The organism is Streptomyces sp. NPDC002870 (assembly GCF_042888505.1).
Taxonomy (GTDB): domain Bacteria; phylum Actinomycetota; class Actinomycetes; order Streptomycetales; family Streptomycetaceae; genus Streptomyces.
In genome coordinates this window covers 26,321-43,540 of the sequence record NZ_JBIAPW010000010.1, presented here as the reverse complement: position 1 = coordinate 43,540, position 17,220 = coordinate 26,321, and the positions used below count along the sequence as shown (strand labels likewise).

Annotated in this window: 19 protein-coding genes and 1 tRNA gene; 10 read left to right on the top strand and 10 right to left on the bottom strand. The window is 69.4% G+C overall.

All coding sequences use genetic code 11. The features are described from left to right. Nucleotides 1–40: 40 nt before the first annotated feature. From ACFYWY_RS14870 to ACFYWY_RS14860, 3 genes are read right to left on the bottom strand one after another with little or no spacing between them, the layout of a single operon-like run. Nucleotides 41–886, bottom strand: a complete 846-nt coding sequence (locus tag ACFYWY_RS14870; protein WP_389185245.1) for a carbohydrate ABC transporter permease — start codon at nucleotides 884–886, stop codon at nucleotides 41–43. Between the two features lie 8 nt (nucleotides 887–894). After that, nucleotides 895–1,899 carry a carbohydrate ABC transporter permease gene (locus ACFYWY_RS14865; RefSeq protein ID WP_389185242.1) on the bottom strand — a complete coding sequence of 335 codons (1,005 nt, stop codon included), beginning with the start codon at nucleotides 1,897–1,899 and terminating at the stop codon, nucleotides 895–897. 5 nt (nucleotides 1,900–1,904) lie between these two features. Then, nucleotides 1,905–3,218: an ABC transporter substrate-binding protein gene (locus ACFYWY_RS14860; protein ID WP_389185239.1), complete on the bottom strand. Its 1,314-nt coding sequence runs from the start codon at nucleotides 3,216–3,218 to the stop codon at nucleotides 1,905–1,907. A gap of 224 nt (nucleotides 3,219–3,442) precedes the next feature. On the opposite strand from ACFYWY_RS14860, the gene ACFYWY_RS14855 reads away from it, so the two are divergent. The 8 genes from ACFYWY_RS14855 (at nucleotide 3,443) to ACFYWY_RS14820 (ending at nucleotide 9,220) form a co-directional block, all read left to right on the top strand. Continuing rightward, on the top strand, nucleotides 3,443–4,492 hold the full coding sequence (locus ACFYWY_RS14855) for a LacI family DNA-binding transcriptional regulator (RefSeq protein WP_389185236.1): 1,050 nt from the start codon (nucleotides 3,443–3,445) through the stop codon (nucleotides 4,490–4,492). A 19-nt stretch (nucleotides 4,493–4,511) separates the two neighbouring features. After that, on the top strand, nucleotides 4,512–4,799 hold the full coding sequence (locus tag ACFYWY_RS14850; protein ID WP_389185233.1) for a hypothetical protein: 288 nt from the start codon (nucleotides 4,512–4,514) through the stop codon (nucleotides 4,797–4,799). 123 nt (nucleotides 4,800–4,922) lie between these two features. After that, a complete protein-coding gene (locus ACFYWY_RS14845) occupies nucleotides 4,923–5,708 on the top strand; it encodes a hypothetical protein (RefSeq protein WP_389185231.1) in 786 nt (261 codons plus the stop codon). Beyond that, nucleotides 5,705–6,079, top strand: coding sequence for a GntR family transcriptional regulator (locus ACFYWY_RS14840; RefSeq protein WP_389185228.1), 375 nt, complete (start codon nucleotides 5,705–5,707; stop codon nucleotides 6,077–6,079). Before ACFYWY_RS14845 ends, ACFYWY_RS14840 begins: the two co-directional genes overlap by 4 nt. 48 nt (nucleotides 6,080–6,127) lie before the next feature. Next, complete coding sequence (locus tag ACFYWY_RS14835; RefSeq protein ID WP_389185755.1) at nucleotides 6,128–6,685, top strand: SigE family RNA polymerase sigma factor; 558 nt, start codon at nucleotides 6,128–6,130, stop codon at nucleotides 6,683–6,685. A gap of 269 nt (nucleotides 6,686–6,954) precedes the next feature. Further along, nucleotides 6,955–7,854: an RNA polymerase sigma-70 factor gene (locus tag ACFYWY_RS14830; protein ID WP_389185225.1), complete on the top strand. Its 900-nt coding sequence runs from the start codon at nucleotides 6,955–6,957 to the stop codon at nucleotides 7,852–7,854. Between the two features lie 117 nt (nucleotides 7,855–7,971). Beyond that, complete coding sequence (locus tag ACFYWY_RS14825; RefSeq protein ID WP_389185222.1) at nucleotides 7,972–8,715, top strand: SDR family oxidoreductase; 744 nt, start codon at nucleotides 7,972–7,974, stop codon at nucleotides 8,713–8,715. Nucleotides 8,716–8,827: 112 nt separating this feature from the next. Beyond that, entirely contained in the window at nucleotides 8,828–9,220 is a 393-nt protein-coding gene (locus tag ACFYWY_RS14820; protein WP_389185219.1) for a transposase, read from the top strand. 85 nt (nucleotides 9,221–9,305) lie between these two features. On the opposite strand, the gene ACFYWY_RS14815 is transcribed toward ACFYWY_RS14820, so the two are convergent. The 4 genes from ACFYWY_RS14815 to ACFYWY_RS14800 form a co-directional block, all read right to left on the bottom strand. Further along, nucleotides 9,306–9,378: transfer RNA gene (locus tag ACFYWY_RS14815), tRNA-His, on the bottom strand. Nucleotides 9,379–9,472: 94 nt separating this feature from the next. Further along, entirely contained in the window at nucleotides 9,473–10,075 is a 603-nt protein-coding gene (gene orn, locus ACFYWY_RS14810; protein WP_389185216.1) for an oligoribonuclease, read from the bottom strand. Nucleotides 10,076–10,120: 45 nt separating this feature from the next. Next, nucleotides 10,121–11,338 (bottom strand): GlxA family transcriptional regulator, encoded by a 1,218-nt coding sequence (locus tag ACFYWY_RS14805; RefSeq protein WP_389185213.1) that lies wholly within the window; start codon nucleotides 11,336–11,338, stop codon nucleotides 10,121–10,123. Between the two features lie 386 nt (nucleotides 11,339–11,724). Then, on the bottom strand, nucleotides 11,725–12,093 hold the full coding sequence (locus ACFYWY_RS14800) for a hypothetical protein (protein WP_389185210.1): 369 nt from the start codon (nucleotides 12,091–12,093) through the stop codon (nucleotides 11,725–11,727). Nucleotides 12,094–12,548: 455 nt separating this feature from the next. Between ACFYWY_RS14800 and ACFYWY_RS14795 the strand changes: the two genes are divergently transcribed. Together ACFYWY_RS14795 and ACFYWY_RS14790 are read left to right on the top strand one after the other, a co-directional pair. Next, complete coding sequence (locus ACFYWY_RS14795; RefSeq protein ID WP_389185207.1) at nucleotides 12,549–13,070, top strand: universal stress protein; 522 nt, start codon at nucleotides 12,549–12,551, stop codon at nucleotides 13,068–13,070. A gap of 226 nt (nucleotides 13,071–13,296) precedes the next feature. Next, the gene (locus ACFYWY_RS14790; RefSeq protein ID WP_389185204.1) at nucleotides 13,297–13,872 is read left to right on the top strand and encodes an acetate uptake transporter; all 576 of its coding nucleotides are present in this window, start codon (nucleotides 13,297–13,299) and stop codon (nucleotides 13,870–13,872) included. A 120-nt stretch (nucleotides 13,873–13,992) separates the two neighbouring features. Here ACFYWY_RS14790 and glmS read toward each other — a convergent pair whose 3' ends face one another. From glmS to ACFYWY_RS14775, 3 genes are all read right to left on the bottom strand, one after another. Next, nucleotides 13,993–15,810 carry a glutamine--fructose-6-phosphate transaminase (isomerizing) gene (glmS, locus tag ACFYWY_RS14785; protein WP_389185201.1) on the bottom strand — a complete coding sequence of 606 codons (1,818 nt, stop codon included), beginning with the start codon at nucleotides 15,808–15,810 and terminating at the stop codon, nucleotides 13,993–13,995. 86 nt (nucleotides 15,811–15,896) lie between these two features. After that, on the bottom strand, nucleotides 15,897–16,175 hold the full coding sequence (locus ACFYWY_RS14780; RefSeq protein ID WP_389185198.1) for a hypothetical protein: 279 nt from the start codon (nucleotides 16,173–16,175) through the stop codon (nucleotides 15,897–15,899). 66 nt (nucleotides 16,176–16,241) lie between these two features. After that, nucleotides 16,242–17,132, bottom strand: a complete 891-nt coding sequence (locus tag ACFYWY_RS14775) for a DUF4429 domain-containing protein (protein WP_389185195.1) — start codon at nucleotides 17,130–17,132, stop codon at nucleotides 16,242–16,244. Between the last annotated feature and the right edge of the window lie 88 nt (nucleotides 17,133–17,220).

Sequence of the window (17,220 nt, the reverse complement as noted above, 5' to 3'; positions counted from 1 at the left end):
TACAGGAACATCCGCGTAGGTACGGGAATGAGAGGAGGCGTCAGCCCTTGACCGCGCCCTGCATGATGCCGCCGACGATGTGCTTGCCGAAGACGACGAAGGCGATCAGCAGCGGCAGGGTGCCGAGCAGCGCGCCCGCCATGATCACCGACTGGTCGGGGATATAGCCGCGGCCCAGCCCTGTCAGCGCCACCTGCACGGTGGGGTTGCCATTCTGGGTCAGCGCGATGATCGGCCAGAAGAAGTCGTTCCAGGCCATGACGAAGGTCAGCATCCCCAGCACCGCCATCGCGGGCCGTGCCGCGGGGAACACGACGTGCCACACCACACGCCAGCTGCTCGCGCCGTCCACCCGTGCCGCCTCTATCAGCTCGGTGGGCAGCGCCTCGATCAGGTACTGCCGCATGAAGAACACCCCGAAGGCGCTGACCAGGGTGGGCAGGATGACGGACTGCAGCTGGTCGGTCCAGGACAGCTCGGCGATCAGCATGTACAGCGGTACGACGCTGAGCTGCGGCGGGACCATCATCGTGCCGATCACGAGCAGGAGCAGGAGGTTCTTGAAGCGGAAGCGGAGTTTGGCGAAGGCGAAGCCGGCGAGGGTCGAGAAGAGCACCGTCCCGGTCGCGATCGACCCGGCCACGATCGTGGTGTTGAGCAGGGCGGTGCCCATGTTGGCGTCGGTCCAGGCGATCTCGAGATTCTTGAAGAGATTGCTGCCGAACCAGAAGGGCGGAGGAGTCTGCGCGAGCCGGGAGCTGTTGCGGGAGGCGGCAACCGCCGTCCACACCAGCGGAAACAGCGAACCGGCCGTGAAGACGATCAGTACGGCATAGGTGATCCGGCCGCCGTGCAGCTGACGTCCGGCACGTTTGGCGCTCAACATGTCATCCCCTATGGGCTCTTGCTCAGCCGGCGGGCGAGCAGCCAGTTCACCGCGCCGATCACCAGCAGGATCAGGAACATCGACCAGGCGATCGCCGAGGCCCGGCCGAGGTGGAGATTCACCCAGCCCTGCTCGTACAGATAGAGCCCGAGCGTCTGGAACTGATGGTCGGCGCCGCCGGTCGCGCCCGCGCCGCCGTTGAACAGCAGTGGCTCGCCGAACAGCTGGGTCGCGCCGATCGTCGAGACCACACACGTGAACAGGATCGTGGGCCGCAGCGAGGGGATGGTGACATGGATGAACTGCTGCAGGCGCGAGGCCCCGTCGAGCGCGGCCGACTCGTACAGATCGTTCGGTACGGCCTGCATCGCGGCCAGATAGATCAGCGCGTTGTATCCCGTCCACCGCCAGATCACGATCGTGGAGACGGCAAGCTGCGAGGTCCATTCGCCGTTCTGCCAGTCGATGTTGTCGATGCCGGCCAGTCCGAGGGCCCAGTTGATCATTCCGTAGTCGCGCCCGAAGAGGAGGACGAAGACGAGGGTCGCGGCGGCCACCGAGGTGGCGTACGGAGTCAGCGCGGCCACCCGGAAGAACATCGAGCCGCGCAGCCGGTAGTTCAGCAGATGCGCGATGCCCAGTGCGATGAGCAGCTGCGGCACCGTGGAGATCAGCCCGATGGTGACGGTGTTCTTCAGAGCGTTCCAGAAGAACTCGTCCTCGAGCAGGCGGGAGAAGTTGCGCAGCCCGACCCATTCCATGTCGGTGGGTGCGGTCAGCTCCACCCGGTGCAGCGAGGCCCAGCCTGTGTAGAGCAGCGGAAAGAGCCCGAAGGCCAGGAAGAACAGGAAGAACGGCGCCACGAAGGCGTACGGACTCCACTTGACGTCCAGCCGGTAGCGGCGGCTGCGCCGAGCCCGGCGGCGCTCATCGGCCGCGCCGTCGGACAGGTCGCGCGGGGCCGCGCCCTCCTCCCCCTGGGAGGGCGCGGCTGCCGGTGCGTCACTTGCCATACCGGTCACTGGTCCAGCGCGTTGTCGATCGCCTTCACGGCCGCGTCCCACCCCTGCTGGGAGGACCGGCCCTTCTGGTCGACCTGGAGCATGCCGATGTCCGCCAGGTTCTGCGCGATGATCAGGTCCTTCGGCCCGATGATCTGGACCGGCACTCCCTCGGCGGCCTTCGAGAAGATCTGCCCGATGGGCGCGCCGGCGAAGTAGTCGTGCTTGGCGCCGGAGACTTCGGGCAGCGAGTACGCGGCCTTGGCGCTCGGGAAGCTGCCGCGCTCGGCGAAGAGCTTCGCCTGCTGCTCGGGCGCGGTCAGCCAGGCCGCGAGCTTCGCCGCCTCGTCCTTGTTCTTGCCCGCCTCTGGGACGGTCAGGAAGGAGCCGCCCCAGTTGCTGGGCCTGGGCGCCGCGGCCACGTCCCACTTGTCCTTGCCCGCGGCCCCGCCCTTGTCCTGGATGTAGCCGAGCATCCAGGCCGGGCACGAGACGGTGGCGAACGTGCCGTTCGCGAAGCCCTGGTCCCAGGCCGGTGTGAACTGCTGCAACTTGCCGGTCAGACCCTGCGTCGCGAACCGGGCCGCGATGTCCCACGCTTCCTTCACGGCCGGGTTGGTCTTGTAGACGATCTTGCCGTCCGGGTCGTAGAAGCGGTTCTCGTTGCTGCCGGTTATCGCCGCCATCACTCCGGACGCGGAGTCCACGAAAGCGGTGCCCTTCGGTGCCTTCGCCTTGAACTGCCCGCCCGCATCGAGGTACTTGTTCCAGTCGCCCGCCCACAGCTTGCCGACCGCCTCCCGGTCGGTGGGCAGCCCGGCCTTGGCGAAGAGGTCCTTGCGGTAGCAGATGCCCTGCGGACCGATGTCGGTGCCGAGTGCGATCGTCCTGCCGTCCTTGGTGGTGGCCTGCGCCCACTTCCAGGGCAGGAACGCGTCCTTCTGGACCCCCTCGGTCTTGCTGAGATCGACCAGCTTGCCCGCCTGCGTCGCGGTTATCTCGGCGATGTTGTTGACCTCGACGGCCTGGATGTCGGCGAGACCGCTGCCGCTGCCCAGATGCGTCAGCAACTGCGGGTAGTAGTTCTCGTTCCGCTCGATCGAGGTCTGCTTGATCTCGATGTTCTTGTTGAGCTTCATGTACTCGTCGTAGAGGCCGGCCTCCTTGAGGCCGAAGGCGCCGAAGACCCCTACCGTGAGCGTGGTCCTGCCCTGGCCCCCACCGCCGCCGTTCGACGCACTGCCGGTGGGTTCGTCGCTGTCCTCGGCACAGCCGGCCAGCAGCCCGGCGCCGAGCGCGGCGACGACCGCGAGGATTACTGCCCTGCGCATTGCGTCCTCCTTGTGCCCTGACGTGCCGACCCCCCGGCCAACTGGTGTGCAGCGCAGTGCCGTTGAAGCTCTTCGGCTCGGGCGGGGAACGTGCGGGTTGTGTATGAGTCAGGTACGGTGGGAGCGCTCCCATGTGTGATGTGTTGAAGGGTCGCCGCTCCCTGAGGGGGTGTCAAGGCACCCGGCACGTTATGTTCTCGGACGGGAAGCCTGGGGAGGCGGACATGGTGTCTCGGACAATCCGTACGCGAGGCGGAGGGCGGGGCACGGGCAGACCCACCCTCGAAGAGGTCGCCGCGCGCGCCGGTGTCGGACGCGGCACGGTCTCCCGCGTGATCAACGGTTCGCCGCGGGTCAGCGATCGCACCCGCGCCGTCGTCGAGGCCGCCGTCGCCGAACTCGGATACGTACCCAACCGCGCGGCCCGCGCGCTGGCCGCCAACCGCACCGACGCGATCGCCCTCGTCGTCCCGGAGCCCGAGGACCGGTTCTTCGCGGAGCCGTACTTCTCCGACATGGTGCGCGGTGTCGGCGCGGCCCTGGCCGACACCGAGATGCAGCTGCTGCTGACCCTGGCGGGCAGCGACCGCGAGCGCCGCCGGCTCGCGCAGTATCTGGCGGCCCACCGCGTCGACGGCGTCCTGCTGGTCTCCGTGCACGCCGACGACCCCATCCCCGACATGCTGGAGGCCCTCTCGATACCGGCCGTGATCAGCGGCCGCAGGTCCGCCGCGGAGACGCTCGCCGCGGTCGACTCCGACAACTTCGAGGGCGCCCGCAGCGCAGTCGCGCATCTCGCGGCCCGGGGCCGCCGCGTGATAGCGACGATCACCGGACGCCTGGACGTGTACGGCGCGCAGTGCCGCCTGGACGGCTACCGCGCCGCTCTCGCGTCGGCGGGCCTGCGACCCGACGCCCGGCTGATCGCCCCCGCCGACTTCACAGAGGAGGGCGGCCGCCGCGCGATGCGGGAGCTGCTCGAGCGCTGCCCGGAGCTGGACGCGGTCTTCTCCGCCTCCGACGTGATGGCGGCGGGGGCCCGCCAAGTGCTGCGCGAGGCGGGCCGGCGGATCCCGGACGATGTGGCGCTGGTCGGCTTCGACGACTCGGCGGTGGCCCGCCACATGGACCCGGCACTGACCAGCGTGCGCCAGCCGATCGAGGAGATGGGCCGCACGATGGCCGAGGTGCTGCTTCAGGAAATAGAGGGGCGCACGGGCGAGCGGCCGCAGATCGTGCTCCCGACGGAGCTGGTCGTACGCGAGTCGTCGTAGCAGCCCTTGATCATTCAGGGTGAGTAACGGGACTCGAACTCCGTCCCGGAACTCCATCCCGAACTCCATCCCGTTCTTCAACTCCCTTGCCCACGCCCGTACGGCCCTCGCCCACTCCAACCTCGGCGACCGGCAAGCCGCCGTGCGGTCCCTCGGGCACGCCCAGGAGGCATTGGCGAAGGCGTCGTTGGACGAGCCCCCGCCGAGCTGGGTGGCCTTCTACGGGCCTGCGGAACTGACCGCCGTCAATGCCATCGGCTGTTCAGTGCTCGGCATGGCCACTCGCCCACTTGTATCGAGTTGTTGACACAAGAACCCACCCCGGTGCATCTTGTACTAGCCACTCGATACAAACAGGGCTTGCGGCAAGCAGCGTCCGCTACCGCCGGGCGCAAGCCGTGCAGCCGTAACCACTCACTGGGGTCCCCATATGCTCGACACCGACAGGCCCGAATCCGCCCGGCCCGAATCCCGCCTGCGTGCCCGCGCCGACCGCTACGCCCGCTGGGCCGGTCTGGCCGTGGGCGTCGTGGCCGCACCGCTGTGGGCCACCGTAGACATCACCAACTACCCCCTCTACGACATCGGCGTGCCCTGGGTGAGCTTCGCCACCGCTTTCGGCCTGTGCGCGGTGGGCGGCGTCCTGCTCGGCGACGCCCTCACCCCCCGCCCTCGGGAGGCGATGCGCACCGCCAGCCTCACCCCGCGCCGGGTCCGGGACCACGTGCCGCCCCGTATCACCCTTCTCCTTCTCCTCCAGGCCGTAGTCCTCGTCGTGCTGGTGGGCATCGGGGATGCGACGGCCACCCAAGGCGCCATGGACCGGGCGATCGGGGTTACGACTTACGGCTGTGACGGGACCGAACCACCTGTCATCCTCTGGCCCGGCATCTTCCACAGCCGCCAGATCCTCGGCTCTCTCGTCATCGGCACAGTCGCCTGCGCCTGGGCCCTGCGCCGTGTCGCCCGCCGTGGGGGCGACGATCAGCAGCGCCGCGACCGCTCGTGGGCGATCATCGCAGCCTGGGGGGTGCTGGTCTCGACCCAGCTGTTGCTCGTCGTTTTGATGATCGCCACCTGGCTGACGGACAAGAACTGCGCCGACATGATGGGCTCCGTCACCTCCTCGGCGATCTACCCCCTGGGCCTGCTGTCCCTGTTCACCCTGGCATGGTCCCTGTTCACCGTTGTGGCGCCCGGGGCGGCCCGACGATGAACGCACTCGCCGTCCGCGTCGACACCACCAGCCCGGTACCGCCGTACGAGCAGATCCGCGCCCAGCTCGCCGCGCTGATCGCCACAGGCCGGCTGACCGAGGACGAACGCCTGCCGACCGTGCGTCAGCTCGCCACCGACCTGGGCCTGGCGCCGGGCACCGTGGCCCGCGCATACCGCGAGCTGGAGACCGCCAAGCTGATCCGCACCCGCCGTGGGGCAGGCACCCGGGTCGCCGCGCTCCCGCCCGCACCGAAGCACCCGGATCCAGCCCAACTCGCCACGCTGGCCGGGGACTTCACCGCAGCCGCCCGCGCTCTGGGCGCCGACGCCGAAGCCATCCTGACCGCCGTCCGCAAGGCCCTGGACTGACGATGACCGGCCCCGCCGTCCGCAACGTAAGGAACCCGACACGTGAACCTGCGCAAGCACCGGGACGAGGTGCTGGAATTCGAGGAGTACGTACGCACACGGCAGGACGCGCTGCTGCGCAGCGCCCGGCGCCTGGTCCCCGACCCGCTCGACGCGCAGGATCTGCTGCAGACCGCGCTCGTACGCACGTACCGCCGCTGGGACGCCATCACGGACAAGCGCCTGACGGACGCCTACCTGCGCCGAGTGATGATCAACACGCGAACCGAGTGGTGGCGTACCCGCAAGCTGGAGGAGGTCCCCACGGAGCAGCTCCCGGACGCATCCGTCGAGGACTTCACCGGACAGCACGCCGACCGCGCCCTGCTGATGGACGCCCTCAAAGTGCTCGCCCCGAGGCAGCGCAGTGTCGTCCTGTTGCGCCACTGGGAGCAGATATCCACGCAAGAGACGGCTGCCGCCCTCGGCATGTCGATCGCCACTGTCAAGAGCACGCTGCACCGGGCACTCGCCCGCCTCCGCCACGAACTGGAGCGCCGCGACCTCGATTCCAGCTCGGTATCAGCCGCAGGTGGCGGGTACGCAGCCGCGGACCGTCACGAATGACGATCACCGCCTCCCAGCGGCCCACCCGGATCCACGGTGCTGGCCCGCACAGCCAGGTACGCGCCTAAGCATCGCGCCCGGGATTCGCAGATCTGCTCGGGCCACACGAGCCACCGCACACCCGACTAGGGCGCGTTCCTGGATCTGATCACGTGGTTGAGCGGAGGCTGCGGAGCCAGATATCCGCATGGTGCCACACGTGGGCCGATGTTCCACCCGGGGCAAATGCCGGGTGCTGGATGCTGCCGCGCCTCTGGCAGGCTGGGCACGTGACGTCAGGGAATGCCGAGGAGTTCACTGCCCACCGCCCCAGGATGTTCGGCTTGGCCTACCGGTTGCTGGGCTCCGCCGAGGAGGCGGAGGACGCGGTGCAGGACGCGTATCTGCGCTGGAACGGCGCCGACCGTGCGGCGATCGAGCACCCGGGGGCCTGGCTCGCCAGGGTCGTCACCAACCTCTGCCTCAACCGGCTCACCTCGGCCCGTGTGCAGCGCGAGGAGTACGTGGGGCCGTGGCTGCCGGAACCGGTGTTCACGCAGGACGGTGCGCTCGGCCCCATGGGGTCCGCCGAGCAGCGCGACGCCGTGTCGACGGCGCTGCTGGTGCTGCTGGAGCGGCTCACGCCGACGGAGCGTGCGGTCTACGTTCTGCGCGAGGCGTTCGGCTACCGCCATCGGGACATCGCCGAGGTGCTCAACCTGAGCGAGGCCAACTGCCGCCAGCTGTACCGCAGGGCGGTCCAGCGGATGGCGACGCCCGAGGCCCGGTTCACACCGGCAGCCGAGCGACAGCACGAACTCGTCGAGTCCTTCGTCATGGCAGCACGCGAGGGCGATCTGGCAGGGCTGGAGAAGCTGCTCGCCAAGGACGTTACCTGGTGGAGCGACGGCGGCGGCAAGGTCACCGCGGCCCGGCGGCCCCTCGTCGGCCGGGAGACGGTTATGCGCTTCCTGGTGGGCAGCGCGCAGCGGTACTCCGGCGGCTGGGGCATCAGGGTCGCCGAGGTCAACGGGGCGCCGGCGCTGGTGGCGCACGCGGCGGAGCAGCTCATCGCCGTCGCCTCCTTCGACCTGCGGGACGGCGTCATCGCCCAGGTGCAGGTCGTCATGAACCCGGACAAACTCGCGTTCGCGGGCCGACAGTTCTCCGCAATGGCCCCCGGGGCGTGACCCACGGGTGAGTGCTGTCACGAGGCGGCTGTCACATCTTTGGGTGCTCGTCGGTTCTCAGCGGATGACGGGCGCTCCACCGGGGAGCGCACGCCCACCGAAGGGATGAGAACTGCGATGACCATGATCCTGGTGACCGGCGGCACCGGAACGCTCGGCCGGCTCGTCACCGAGCGGCTGCGCACGGACGGGCACGAGGTGCGCGTACTGAGTCGGCACTCGCGGCCGTACGCCGTGGACCTGCGCGAGGGCACGGGGCTGGCCGCAGCCGTCGCGGGCGTGGACACGGTCGTGCACTGCGCGACCAACCCGCGCGGCGGCGACGAGCAGGCGGCACGCCATCTGATCGAGGCGGCCCGCCAGGCCGGGGTGCGGCATCTGGCATACATCTCGATCGTCGGCGTCGACCAGGTGCCGCTCGGCTACTACCGGACCAAGCTCGCCGTCGAGAGGCTGCTCGAGGAATCAGGGCTCGGCTGGACCGTGCTGCGCACGACACAGTTCCACGACCTGGTGCTGCAGCTCCTGCAGGGCGCGGCAAATCTGCCGGTCATGCTGCTCCCGGCGGGGGTCGCCGACCAGCCGATCGAGGTGGCGGAGGTCGCCGCCCGGCTGGCCGAGCTCGCAACCGGGGCGCCCGCGGGGCGGGTGCCGGACATGGGCGGCCCCGGGGTCCGTACGTTTCCGGAGCTGGCCCGGGCCTATCTGCGCGCGAGCGGACGGCGCCGTTCCCCGCTGAACGTGCGCCTGGCCGGCCAGGCCTACCACGGGTTCCGGGCGGGCGGGCATCTGACGCCGGAGCGGGCCGTGGGCAAGGTCACGTTCGAGCAGTTCCTGGCGGGGCGTTTTCCTGCGGGCTGACGCCTGGGTGAGGGCGCGTACCGGGCGGCGTGGGTGGGAGCGTGCCCCCACGAACTGGGGCCCAATGTGAGATCCGGCTTCGGGCCGCTGGACGGTCTGGTGGAACGCCAGCGTGGTGCGTGCGGAACTTACTGACGAAGAATGGGAGTTGATCGAGCCGTTCCTGCCAATAGGCAGGTTCGGCCCGTACCTCGAGCGGTTGCGGCAGCAGTTCGAGGGGATCGTCTGGCGGTTCCGCACCGGCAGCCCGTGGCGGGACATGCTGACCGAGCACGGCGCCTGGCAGACCGTCGACCACCGGTTCCTGCAGTGGCGTGACGCGTGCGTCTTCGAGCAGCTGATGGACGGGATGATCACCGAGGCGGCGAGGCGGGTGCAGAAGAAAGGCCGCCGCGGTGGGCGGCCCGTCTCCCACGACGCGCAGCTCTACCGCGACCGCAACAGCGTGGAACGCTGTATCAACAAGATCATGGCATGGCGCGGCCTCGCTGGGCCCTTTCCTTGATCCCGGTGGCCACCGGTGTGGCCACGGGGAGAGACGAAAGAGGCAGCTGCCCTGCTTTCGCAGGGCAGCTGCCTATTCTTCAGAGGGTGAGTAACGGGACTCGAACCCGCGACATCCTGGACCACAACCAGGTGCTCTACCAGCTGAGCTATACCCACCACGACCGGTCTCTTCTTCCCGACCGGCCGAGAAAAAGTGTACAGGGTCGGGGAGGGTGCTCGCGCCCGGGTTTAAGCCCCCTTCCCGTGGTGGCTACTGCGCAGGCAGGACGTGCTTCGCCGCGATCGCCTTCGCGGTCTCCGAGTCGGGTCCGGGCTGCGGCACGAAGACCGCCTCGCGGTAGTAGCGCAGCTCAGCGATGGATTCACGGATGTCTGCCAGCGCCCGGTGGTTGCCGTTCTTCTCCGGACTGTTGAAGTACGCCCTCGGGTACCAGCGGCGGGCCAGTTCCTTGACCGAGGAGACATCGACGATCCGGTAGTGGAGATAGTCCTCCAGCGTCGGCATGTCGCGCAGCAGGAAGCCGCGGTCGGTGCCGACCGAGTTTCCGCACAGCGGGGCCCTGCCGGGTTCCTTCACGTGCTGGCGTACGTACGCCAGGACCTGCTCCTCGGCGGCGGCGAGCGTGGTGCCGCCCGCCAGTTCGTCGAGGAGGCCCGAGGCGGTGTGCATCTGCCGCACCACCTCGGGCATCGTCTCCAGCGCCGCGTCCGGCGGGCGGATCACGATGTCCACCCCTTCGCCGAGCACGTTCAGTTCCGAGTCGGTGACCAGTGCGGCCACCTCGATGAGTGCGTCGTCCGTCAACGAGAGCCCGGTCATCTCGCAGTCGATCCACACCATGCGATCGTTCATGCGTCCTACCTTAGGCCGACCGGCGGTCGGAGGACGCCGGTCGGCCTAAGGTGCACTCCGCTGGCCGGGCACGCTTGGACGGCCGTGACCTGTCGCGTACGCGTCAGAAGGAGGCTTTCCCAGCTCCGGCGGAGCGGCCGAGGTGGCCGCGGGTCCCGAAGCTCCCGCCGCCGCGGCGGCTCGTCTGGCCTGGGCGGTGGCCTGTGCCGGGACGACCGCCTCCACCACCGCCGACGGGGCGGAGTCGTTCTGCGGTCGGCGGACCCGGTAGGCGGCCCGGTACGCAGCCGGGGACGAGCCGAGCTGACGCCGGAAATGCCCACGAAGCGCCACCGGCGAGCGGAAGCCGCAGCGGCCCGCGACCTCGTCGACCGAGTAGTCGGAGGTCTCGAGCAGCCGCTGTGCCTGCAGCACCCGCTGGGTGATCAGCCACTGCAGCGGCGCGCTGCCGGTCAGCGAACGGAATCGCCGGTCGAAGGTGCGCCGGCTCATGTACGCCCGGGCCGCCAGGGTCTCCACGTCGAACTGTTCATGGAGATGCTCCAGCGCCCACGAGACGACCTCGGCCAGCGGGTCCGACCCGATTTCCTCTGGTAAAGACCTGTCCAGATAGCGCTCCTGCCCGCCACTGCGGCGCGGCGGCACGACCAGCCTTCTGGCCAGTGCCCCGGCGGCCTCGGTGCCGTGGTCGGTGCGCACGATGTGGAGGCAGAGGTCGATTCCGGCCGCCGTCCCCGCGGAGGTGAGCACATCGCCGTCGTCGACGAACAGCTCGCGCGGATCGACATGGACGGACGGATACCGCTTGGCCAGCGTCGGCGCGTACATCCAGTGGGTGGTGGCCGGGCGGCCGTCCAGCAGACCGGCCGCGGCCAGCACGAACGCACCGGTGCACAGTCCGACGATCCGGGCCCCCTCCTCATGCGCCCGGCGCAGTGCGTCGAGCGCCTCTGGCGGTGGCGGCGAGGTGATCGACCGCCAGGCCGGTACGACGACGGTGCCCGCTCTGCCGATGGCCTCCAGGCCGTACGGCGCGGTCAGTTCGAGCCCGCCGGTGGTCCGCAGCGGGCCTTCCTCGCCACCGCAGACCAGCAGTCGGTAGCGGGGTACTCCGGCGTCCTGACGGTCAATTCCGAACACCGAGAGCGGGATGGAACTTTCAAAAATGGGGCCGCCGCTGAACAGCAGCACCGCGACGACCTCCCGGCGCCGGCGCCCGGAGAGCTTCCGTGCTGCCTCCGGTGCGGCGGAGTCCTGACTCATGACGCTAAGCCCCCCTCGGTGTTCGCGTCTCCCCGTTCGTTTCGGGCCTTTCGCTCCTGCACGTTTCCCCTCGGTTTCGCACGAGTCCCGAGCCTTCGATACTCATGATCGAATCTACTGTGTCCCGTGGCGCCGACGTGACAAGTTCGGCATGCCCCGCTATGTCGACAAGGCAACTTGGCGCGAAGCATTCGATCACGAAGCGTTCCACTCGCGGGCTCTGCATGGAAGTGCGCCTCACGCGCATGGCCCGTCCGCGTAGGGTGCGAGCGCCACGACTGGTCCTTTCTTCCCTGGTGGCAAGGGGGTTGGCAGGCCATTTCGCCAAGGGGAGGCCGGTGGCGTGAAGTTGGCTGAAAACATACGGTTGTGGGTGTGTGAACGCGTCAGTCACCGGGCGCATTTCCCGCGCCGCGCCGACCGCCCCGGTGCGCCCCTGGGGCGGTCCGCGTGCGCCGGCCCCGGGGGTGCGCCGACTCGGTGACCGGGGTGCGCGGCGCGCCGCGTTCGGACTTGCGCAGCAACACCCGGCAGGCGGCCGTCACGGCGGCGAGGCCGAGGGCGGCGGCGGCCGCCCCGCCGACGGACGTCCCGTACACGACCAGCACGACAGGGACGACCACACAGCTGAACGCCGCCCAGCGCACCACGTCGCTCGCCGAGTCGGACGAGGGGCGCGGGGCGGCCTCGACGCGCTGTCCGCGCTGCGGGGCCGGGGAGGGGTCGGGGGCCGGGGCGGACGGGCGTGCGGGCACAAAAGCTCCCTGGAGGCGGCGGGGTGACCGAAGTGCAACGAGGAGCGGAGCCTTCCGGTCACTGGCGCGGACGTCAACAGGCGGATCAGTGACGGATCGGTGGACAGATTCGGTGGACAGATTCGGTGGACAGATTCCGTGGGTGGCCGACGGGCGGTCGACGGCGGTCGACGGGCGGTCGACGGGCGGTCGACGGGCGGTCGGCTGGCGGCCCGGTGGACGGCCCGGGCAGACCGCTGTAGACGCCAAGCGGCATTGCCATCCGGGACAGGCTCGGGCATGCTCCCTGGAACGCCGCGTAGGGGCAGCAGCACTGGGCAGGAGAGGAGTGTCGCCGTACCCTTGGGGTATGGGCCAGGGAAGATGATTCCCGGACACAGCTCCGCCGCGATGCCAACCGACGCACCCTCCCTGAGACGATCCCTCACAAGAGGACCTTCTTCGCCGAGACACCGATGGCCGGTCACGAAACTCCTGAACCCGCGGACCGCAAGCAGGTAGCCGACCCCCTGTCGGACCTGCAAGCGGCGGAAGAAACACGTCACTCCTGCGATCCGGCGTTCCGGCACGGAGTCGTCGTCGGCTTCGACGGCTCGACCTCCAGTGAGCGGGCGCTCGCGTACGCCATCGGCATGGCCAGACGGTCCGGTTCCGGCCTGATCATCGTCCACGTCGCCAACCGGCTGCCGACCACCGTCTGGGCGGGCTGCGAGCCCCCCGTCTTCGTGGACGTCCCCGATCACCGCACCGAGGTGCTCGGCCTGGAGCTGGCCTGCGCCGACTACCTCACCGAGGTGCCCTGGATCCTGGTCGAGCGCGGCGGCGACATCTGCCACGAGCTGGAGGAGGTCGGCCGGGAGTATTCGGCCGACGCGATCGTGGTCGGCTCGACACACGGCATCGTCGGGCGCATCTTCGGCTCGGTGGCCGGGCGGCTCGCGCGGCGCGCGCAGCGCCCCGTCGTCGTGATCCCGTAGCGCCCACCCCGTAACGCGCGGTCGTCCGCTCGTCACTGATCGTAATCCGCCGTACGCCTTGGCGTGTCCATTCCGTAATCCCGGCGTCAGCCCAGGTGAGGCGGCGTCAACTCCCTTCCGCTCGCTGGAAATCTACCCGTCCGTACAGGTGGATTGTGCGCTTGTGAAGGGTACATAGCGGTCGCTGGGAAGCAGCACAACTGCACAGACACGAAGGGAGCCCGCCGTGGACAACGAAGTCTCTGCGGGAAGCGCTACTCCATCGACACAGACTCTCGGCCATCTCGCCCTCGGACTGACCCTGCTGGCGTTCGGCGTTGGCAATACAGGCGTGATCGACAACGTAGCGGCGGCAGACGCGGCCGGTCTTGCGACCTGGGTCGGCGGCGTCGCACTGTTCATCGTCGGGCTGCTCGAATTCCGCGCGGGCAACGCCGGTACGGGCACGGCGTTCTCGGGCCTCGGCGCCTTCTGGTTCACCTGGGGGACCGGCGTCGGCGGCGAAGTCACCGGAGAGGCGGCGGGCCTCTTCCTGCTGCTCTGGGCGCTGCTCGCGCTGACCCTGACGGCCGCGTCCGCAGGCAGCGGACTGTTCGGACAGGGCGTGTACGGGCTGCTGTTCGCCTCGCTACTGCTGCTCGGCATAGCGTCGTTCGCCGAGAACGACGCTCTCGCCAAGGCGGGCGGCTGGGTCGGCGCGGTCGCGGGTCTCGCCGCCTGGTACGGCGCGACGGCCGCACTCGCCAAGTGGCCGACCTTCTCCGGACGTGCTGCCGGCCGTGGAGTGACGGCCACCGGCTGAGGCAGCCACAAGCCGGCGCGCTGGACAGCGCCGGCTGACGAAAAGGGCGGTCCCCCCGCGCGTAAGGGTGGCAACGCGCGGGGGGACCGCCCCTGTCTGTACGAGCTGTTGGGGCCTGGACTACTCGACCGTGACGGACTTCGCCAGGTTGCGCGGCTTGTCGATGTCCCGGCCCATGGCCAGCGCGGTGTGGTACGCGAAGAGCTGGAGCGGGATGCCCATCAGGATCGGGTCCAGCTCGTTCTCGTTCTTCGGCACGACGATCGTGTGGTCGGCCTTCTCCTGCTCGCGGTGCGCGACCGCGAGGATCTTGCCGCTGCGCGCCTTGATCTCCTCCAGGGCCGCGCGGTTCTTCTCCAGCAGCTCGTCGTCCGGGACGATCGCGACCGTCGGCAGCGCCGGCTCGATCAGGGCCAGCGGGCCGTGCTTGAGCTCGGACGCCGGGTAGGCCTCGGCGTGGATGTAGGAGATCTCCTTGAGCTTCAGCGAGGCCTCGAGCGCCACCGGGTAGCCGCGCACCCGGCCGATGAACATCATCGACTTGGCGCCCGCGTACTCCTCGGCCAGCTTCTTGATCTCGGCCTCGTTCTCGAGGATCTCGGTGATCTGCTCGGGCAGCTTGCGCAGGCCCTCGATGATCCGCTTGCCCTCGGAGACCGACAGGTCGCGGATCCGGCCCAGGTGCAGCGCGAGCAGCGCGAAGGCGACCACCGTGTTGGTGAAGCACTTGGTGGAGACGACGCAGACCTCGGGGCCGGCGTGCACGTACGTGCCGCCGTCGGCCTCGCGGGCGATCGCCGAGCCGACCACGTTCACCACGCCCAGGACGCGCGCGCCCTTGCGCTTGAGCTCCTGGACCGCGGCGAGTACGTCGTACGTCTCACCCGACTGGGAGACAGCGATGTAGAGGGTGTCGGGGTCCACGACCGGGTTGCGGTAGCGGAACTCCGAGGCCGGCTCGGCGTCCGCGGGGATGCGGGCCAGCGACTCGATGAGACCGGCGCCGATCATGCCCGCGTGGTACGAGGTGCCGCAGCCGAGGATCTTCACCCGGCGGATGCCGCGCGCCTCGCGGGCGTCCAGGTTCAGGCCGCCCAGGTGCACGGTGGAGAACCGGTCGTCGATACGGCCGCGCAGCACGCGGTCCACGGCGTCGGCCTGCTCGGAGATCTCCTTGTGCATGTACGTGTCGTGGCCGCCCATGTCGTACGACTCGGCCTCCCACTCCACGGTGGTCGGCGTAGCCGTCGTACGGGAACCCTCGGTGGTGTACGTACGGAAGTCGTCGGACTTGAGGGTGGCCATCTCGCCGTCGTCGAGGGTGACGATCTGCCGGGTGTGGGCGACCAGCGCGGCGACGTCGGAGGCGACGAACATCTCCTTCTCGCCGATGCCGAGGACGACCGGGGAGCCGTTGCGGGCGACGACGATGCGGTCGTTGAAGTCGGCGTGCATGACGGCGATGCCGTACGTGCCCTCGATCAGCTTCAGCGACTGGCGGACCTTCTCCTCCAGGGTCTCGGCCTGGGAGCGGGCGATGAGGTGGGTGAGCACCTCGGTGTCCGTCTCCGAGGCGAAGACGACACCGTCGGCGACGAGCTTGGCGCGCAGCTCGGAGGCGTTGTCGATGATCCCGTTGTGGACGAGCGCGACCTTGTTCTCGGGGTCCAGGTGGGGGTGCGCGTTCTCGTCGCTGGGGGCGCCGTGGGTGGCCCAGCGGGTGTGGGCGATGCCGGTGGTGCCGGCGAAGCGCTTGGGGACCCGGGCCTCCAGGTCACGGACCCGGCCCTTGGCCTTGACCATCTTCAGTCCGGCGGCCTTGGGGCTCGTGATCACGATGCCCGCGGAGTCGTAACCCCGGTACTCCAGCCGCTGCAGGCCTTCGAGCAGCAGCGGTGCCACATCACGCTTGCCGATGTATCCGACAATTCCACACATAGAGTTCTTACCCCTCCATAGATCAGGTCTGTGCTCGACCGCCTGGTCGCCCTGGCCGTCCCTGGCCGATCGGACCGATGCGCCGGTCAGCCGTATACGATGCGGCGCATCTGGCGGAGCGAGAGCTCCGGCGGCGCCACGGCGCGGTGCGGCAGTTCGGCAGCGATCCGCTCGAAGATCTCCGTGTTCGCCAGGCCACCGGACTGCAGCTCGCGGTGGCGGCGGCGGACGAATTCGTCGGTCTTCTCGTCGAAGTACGCCAGCACGTCGAGTACCACCCGGGCCGCCTCACCGCGCTGGAGCGCGGTGCTGCGCACCAGATGGTCGATGAGGTCGTCGTGTGACGAGGGACGGCGATCGAGCACCCGTAGATATTGCGGGGTCGCCTACCGTAAATGCAAGAATCCTGCCCGATCGCGGGCACGTGGAGCTCACATTCGCTTCAATACGGCCTGTTTCGCGGTGGTGAACTCCTCAGCCGTCAGTATTCCGGCCTGATGGAGCTCGCCCAGCTCGCGCAGCCGGCGCAGCAGCGCGTCATGATCGCCGCCGTCGTTCGCGGGGACCGCGTCGGCAGGCTCGGCCCGGCCGGGACGTGCGGGACCGGCGACGGGGGAGGGGGCGTACGGATGCCGCAAACGGGCCACCACGGCGGCCCCGACCAGCGCCATCAGCGGGTCCTTGCGGAAGCCCCACAGCTCCACGGCATGCGGGTCGTACTTGGGCGGAGCCTTGGTCGGGGCCTTGGCCACGGCGAAGCGGAGGTAGCCGTTCTCCAGCCCGGCCGACGGCAGCCACTCCACCGACTCCACGTCCTGGACCGCGAGGGTGCGCGCGCCGCCGGAGGACTTGGACTCCTCGGTCTTCCAGTTCCACTCCAGCCGGATCCGCTCCCTGTCGAAGGTGGCGGTGCCGTCGCCCGCGCCCACCGTGATCGGCAGGGCGGGACCGGGCAGCAGATATCTGTCCACCGGGCCTGTCTCCACCTGCTCCAGCAGCAGCGCGTTGCGCACCTCGTCGACGAAGTACTCGGCGACGCCGGTGCGGTCGCTGTCCACGGTCAGCCGGTAGGGGTCGGAGCTGTCCTCCAGCTTGCCGCCGGTGATCTGCAGGAGCGGGTCGGCGCCGTTGCGTAGGCGCAGCCGCAGCCGTCCGGACTTCTTGCCCGGCTCGAAGGAGATCCCGGCCAGCGCCCCCAGCGGCACGGCGATCTCGCCGAGGGTCTTGCGCAGCAGGCTCACGCTCTTGTCACTGCCGGGCACGATGCGCACCGTGTCCCCGTCGAAGGTCCAGGTGCCGTCCTTCTGGATGATTTCCGCCATGCCGGGATTCTCGCACCGCGGATGGCGTACGTGGGCTCGCCCAGGGGGAGTTGGCGAGGGCGGGCGGCGGGCGCGGGCATCGGCTCAT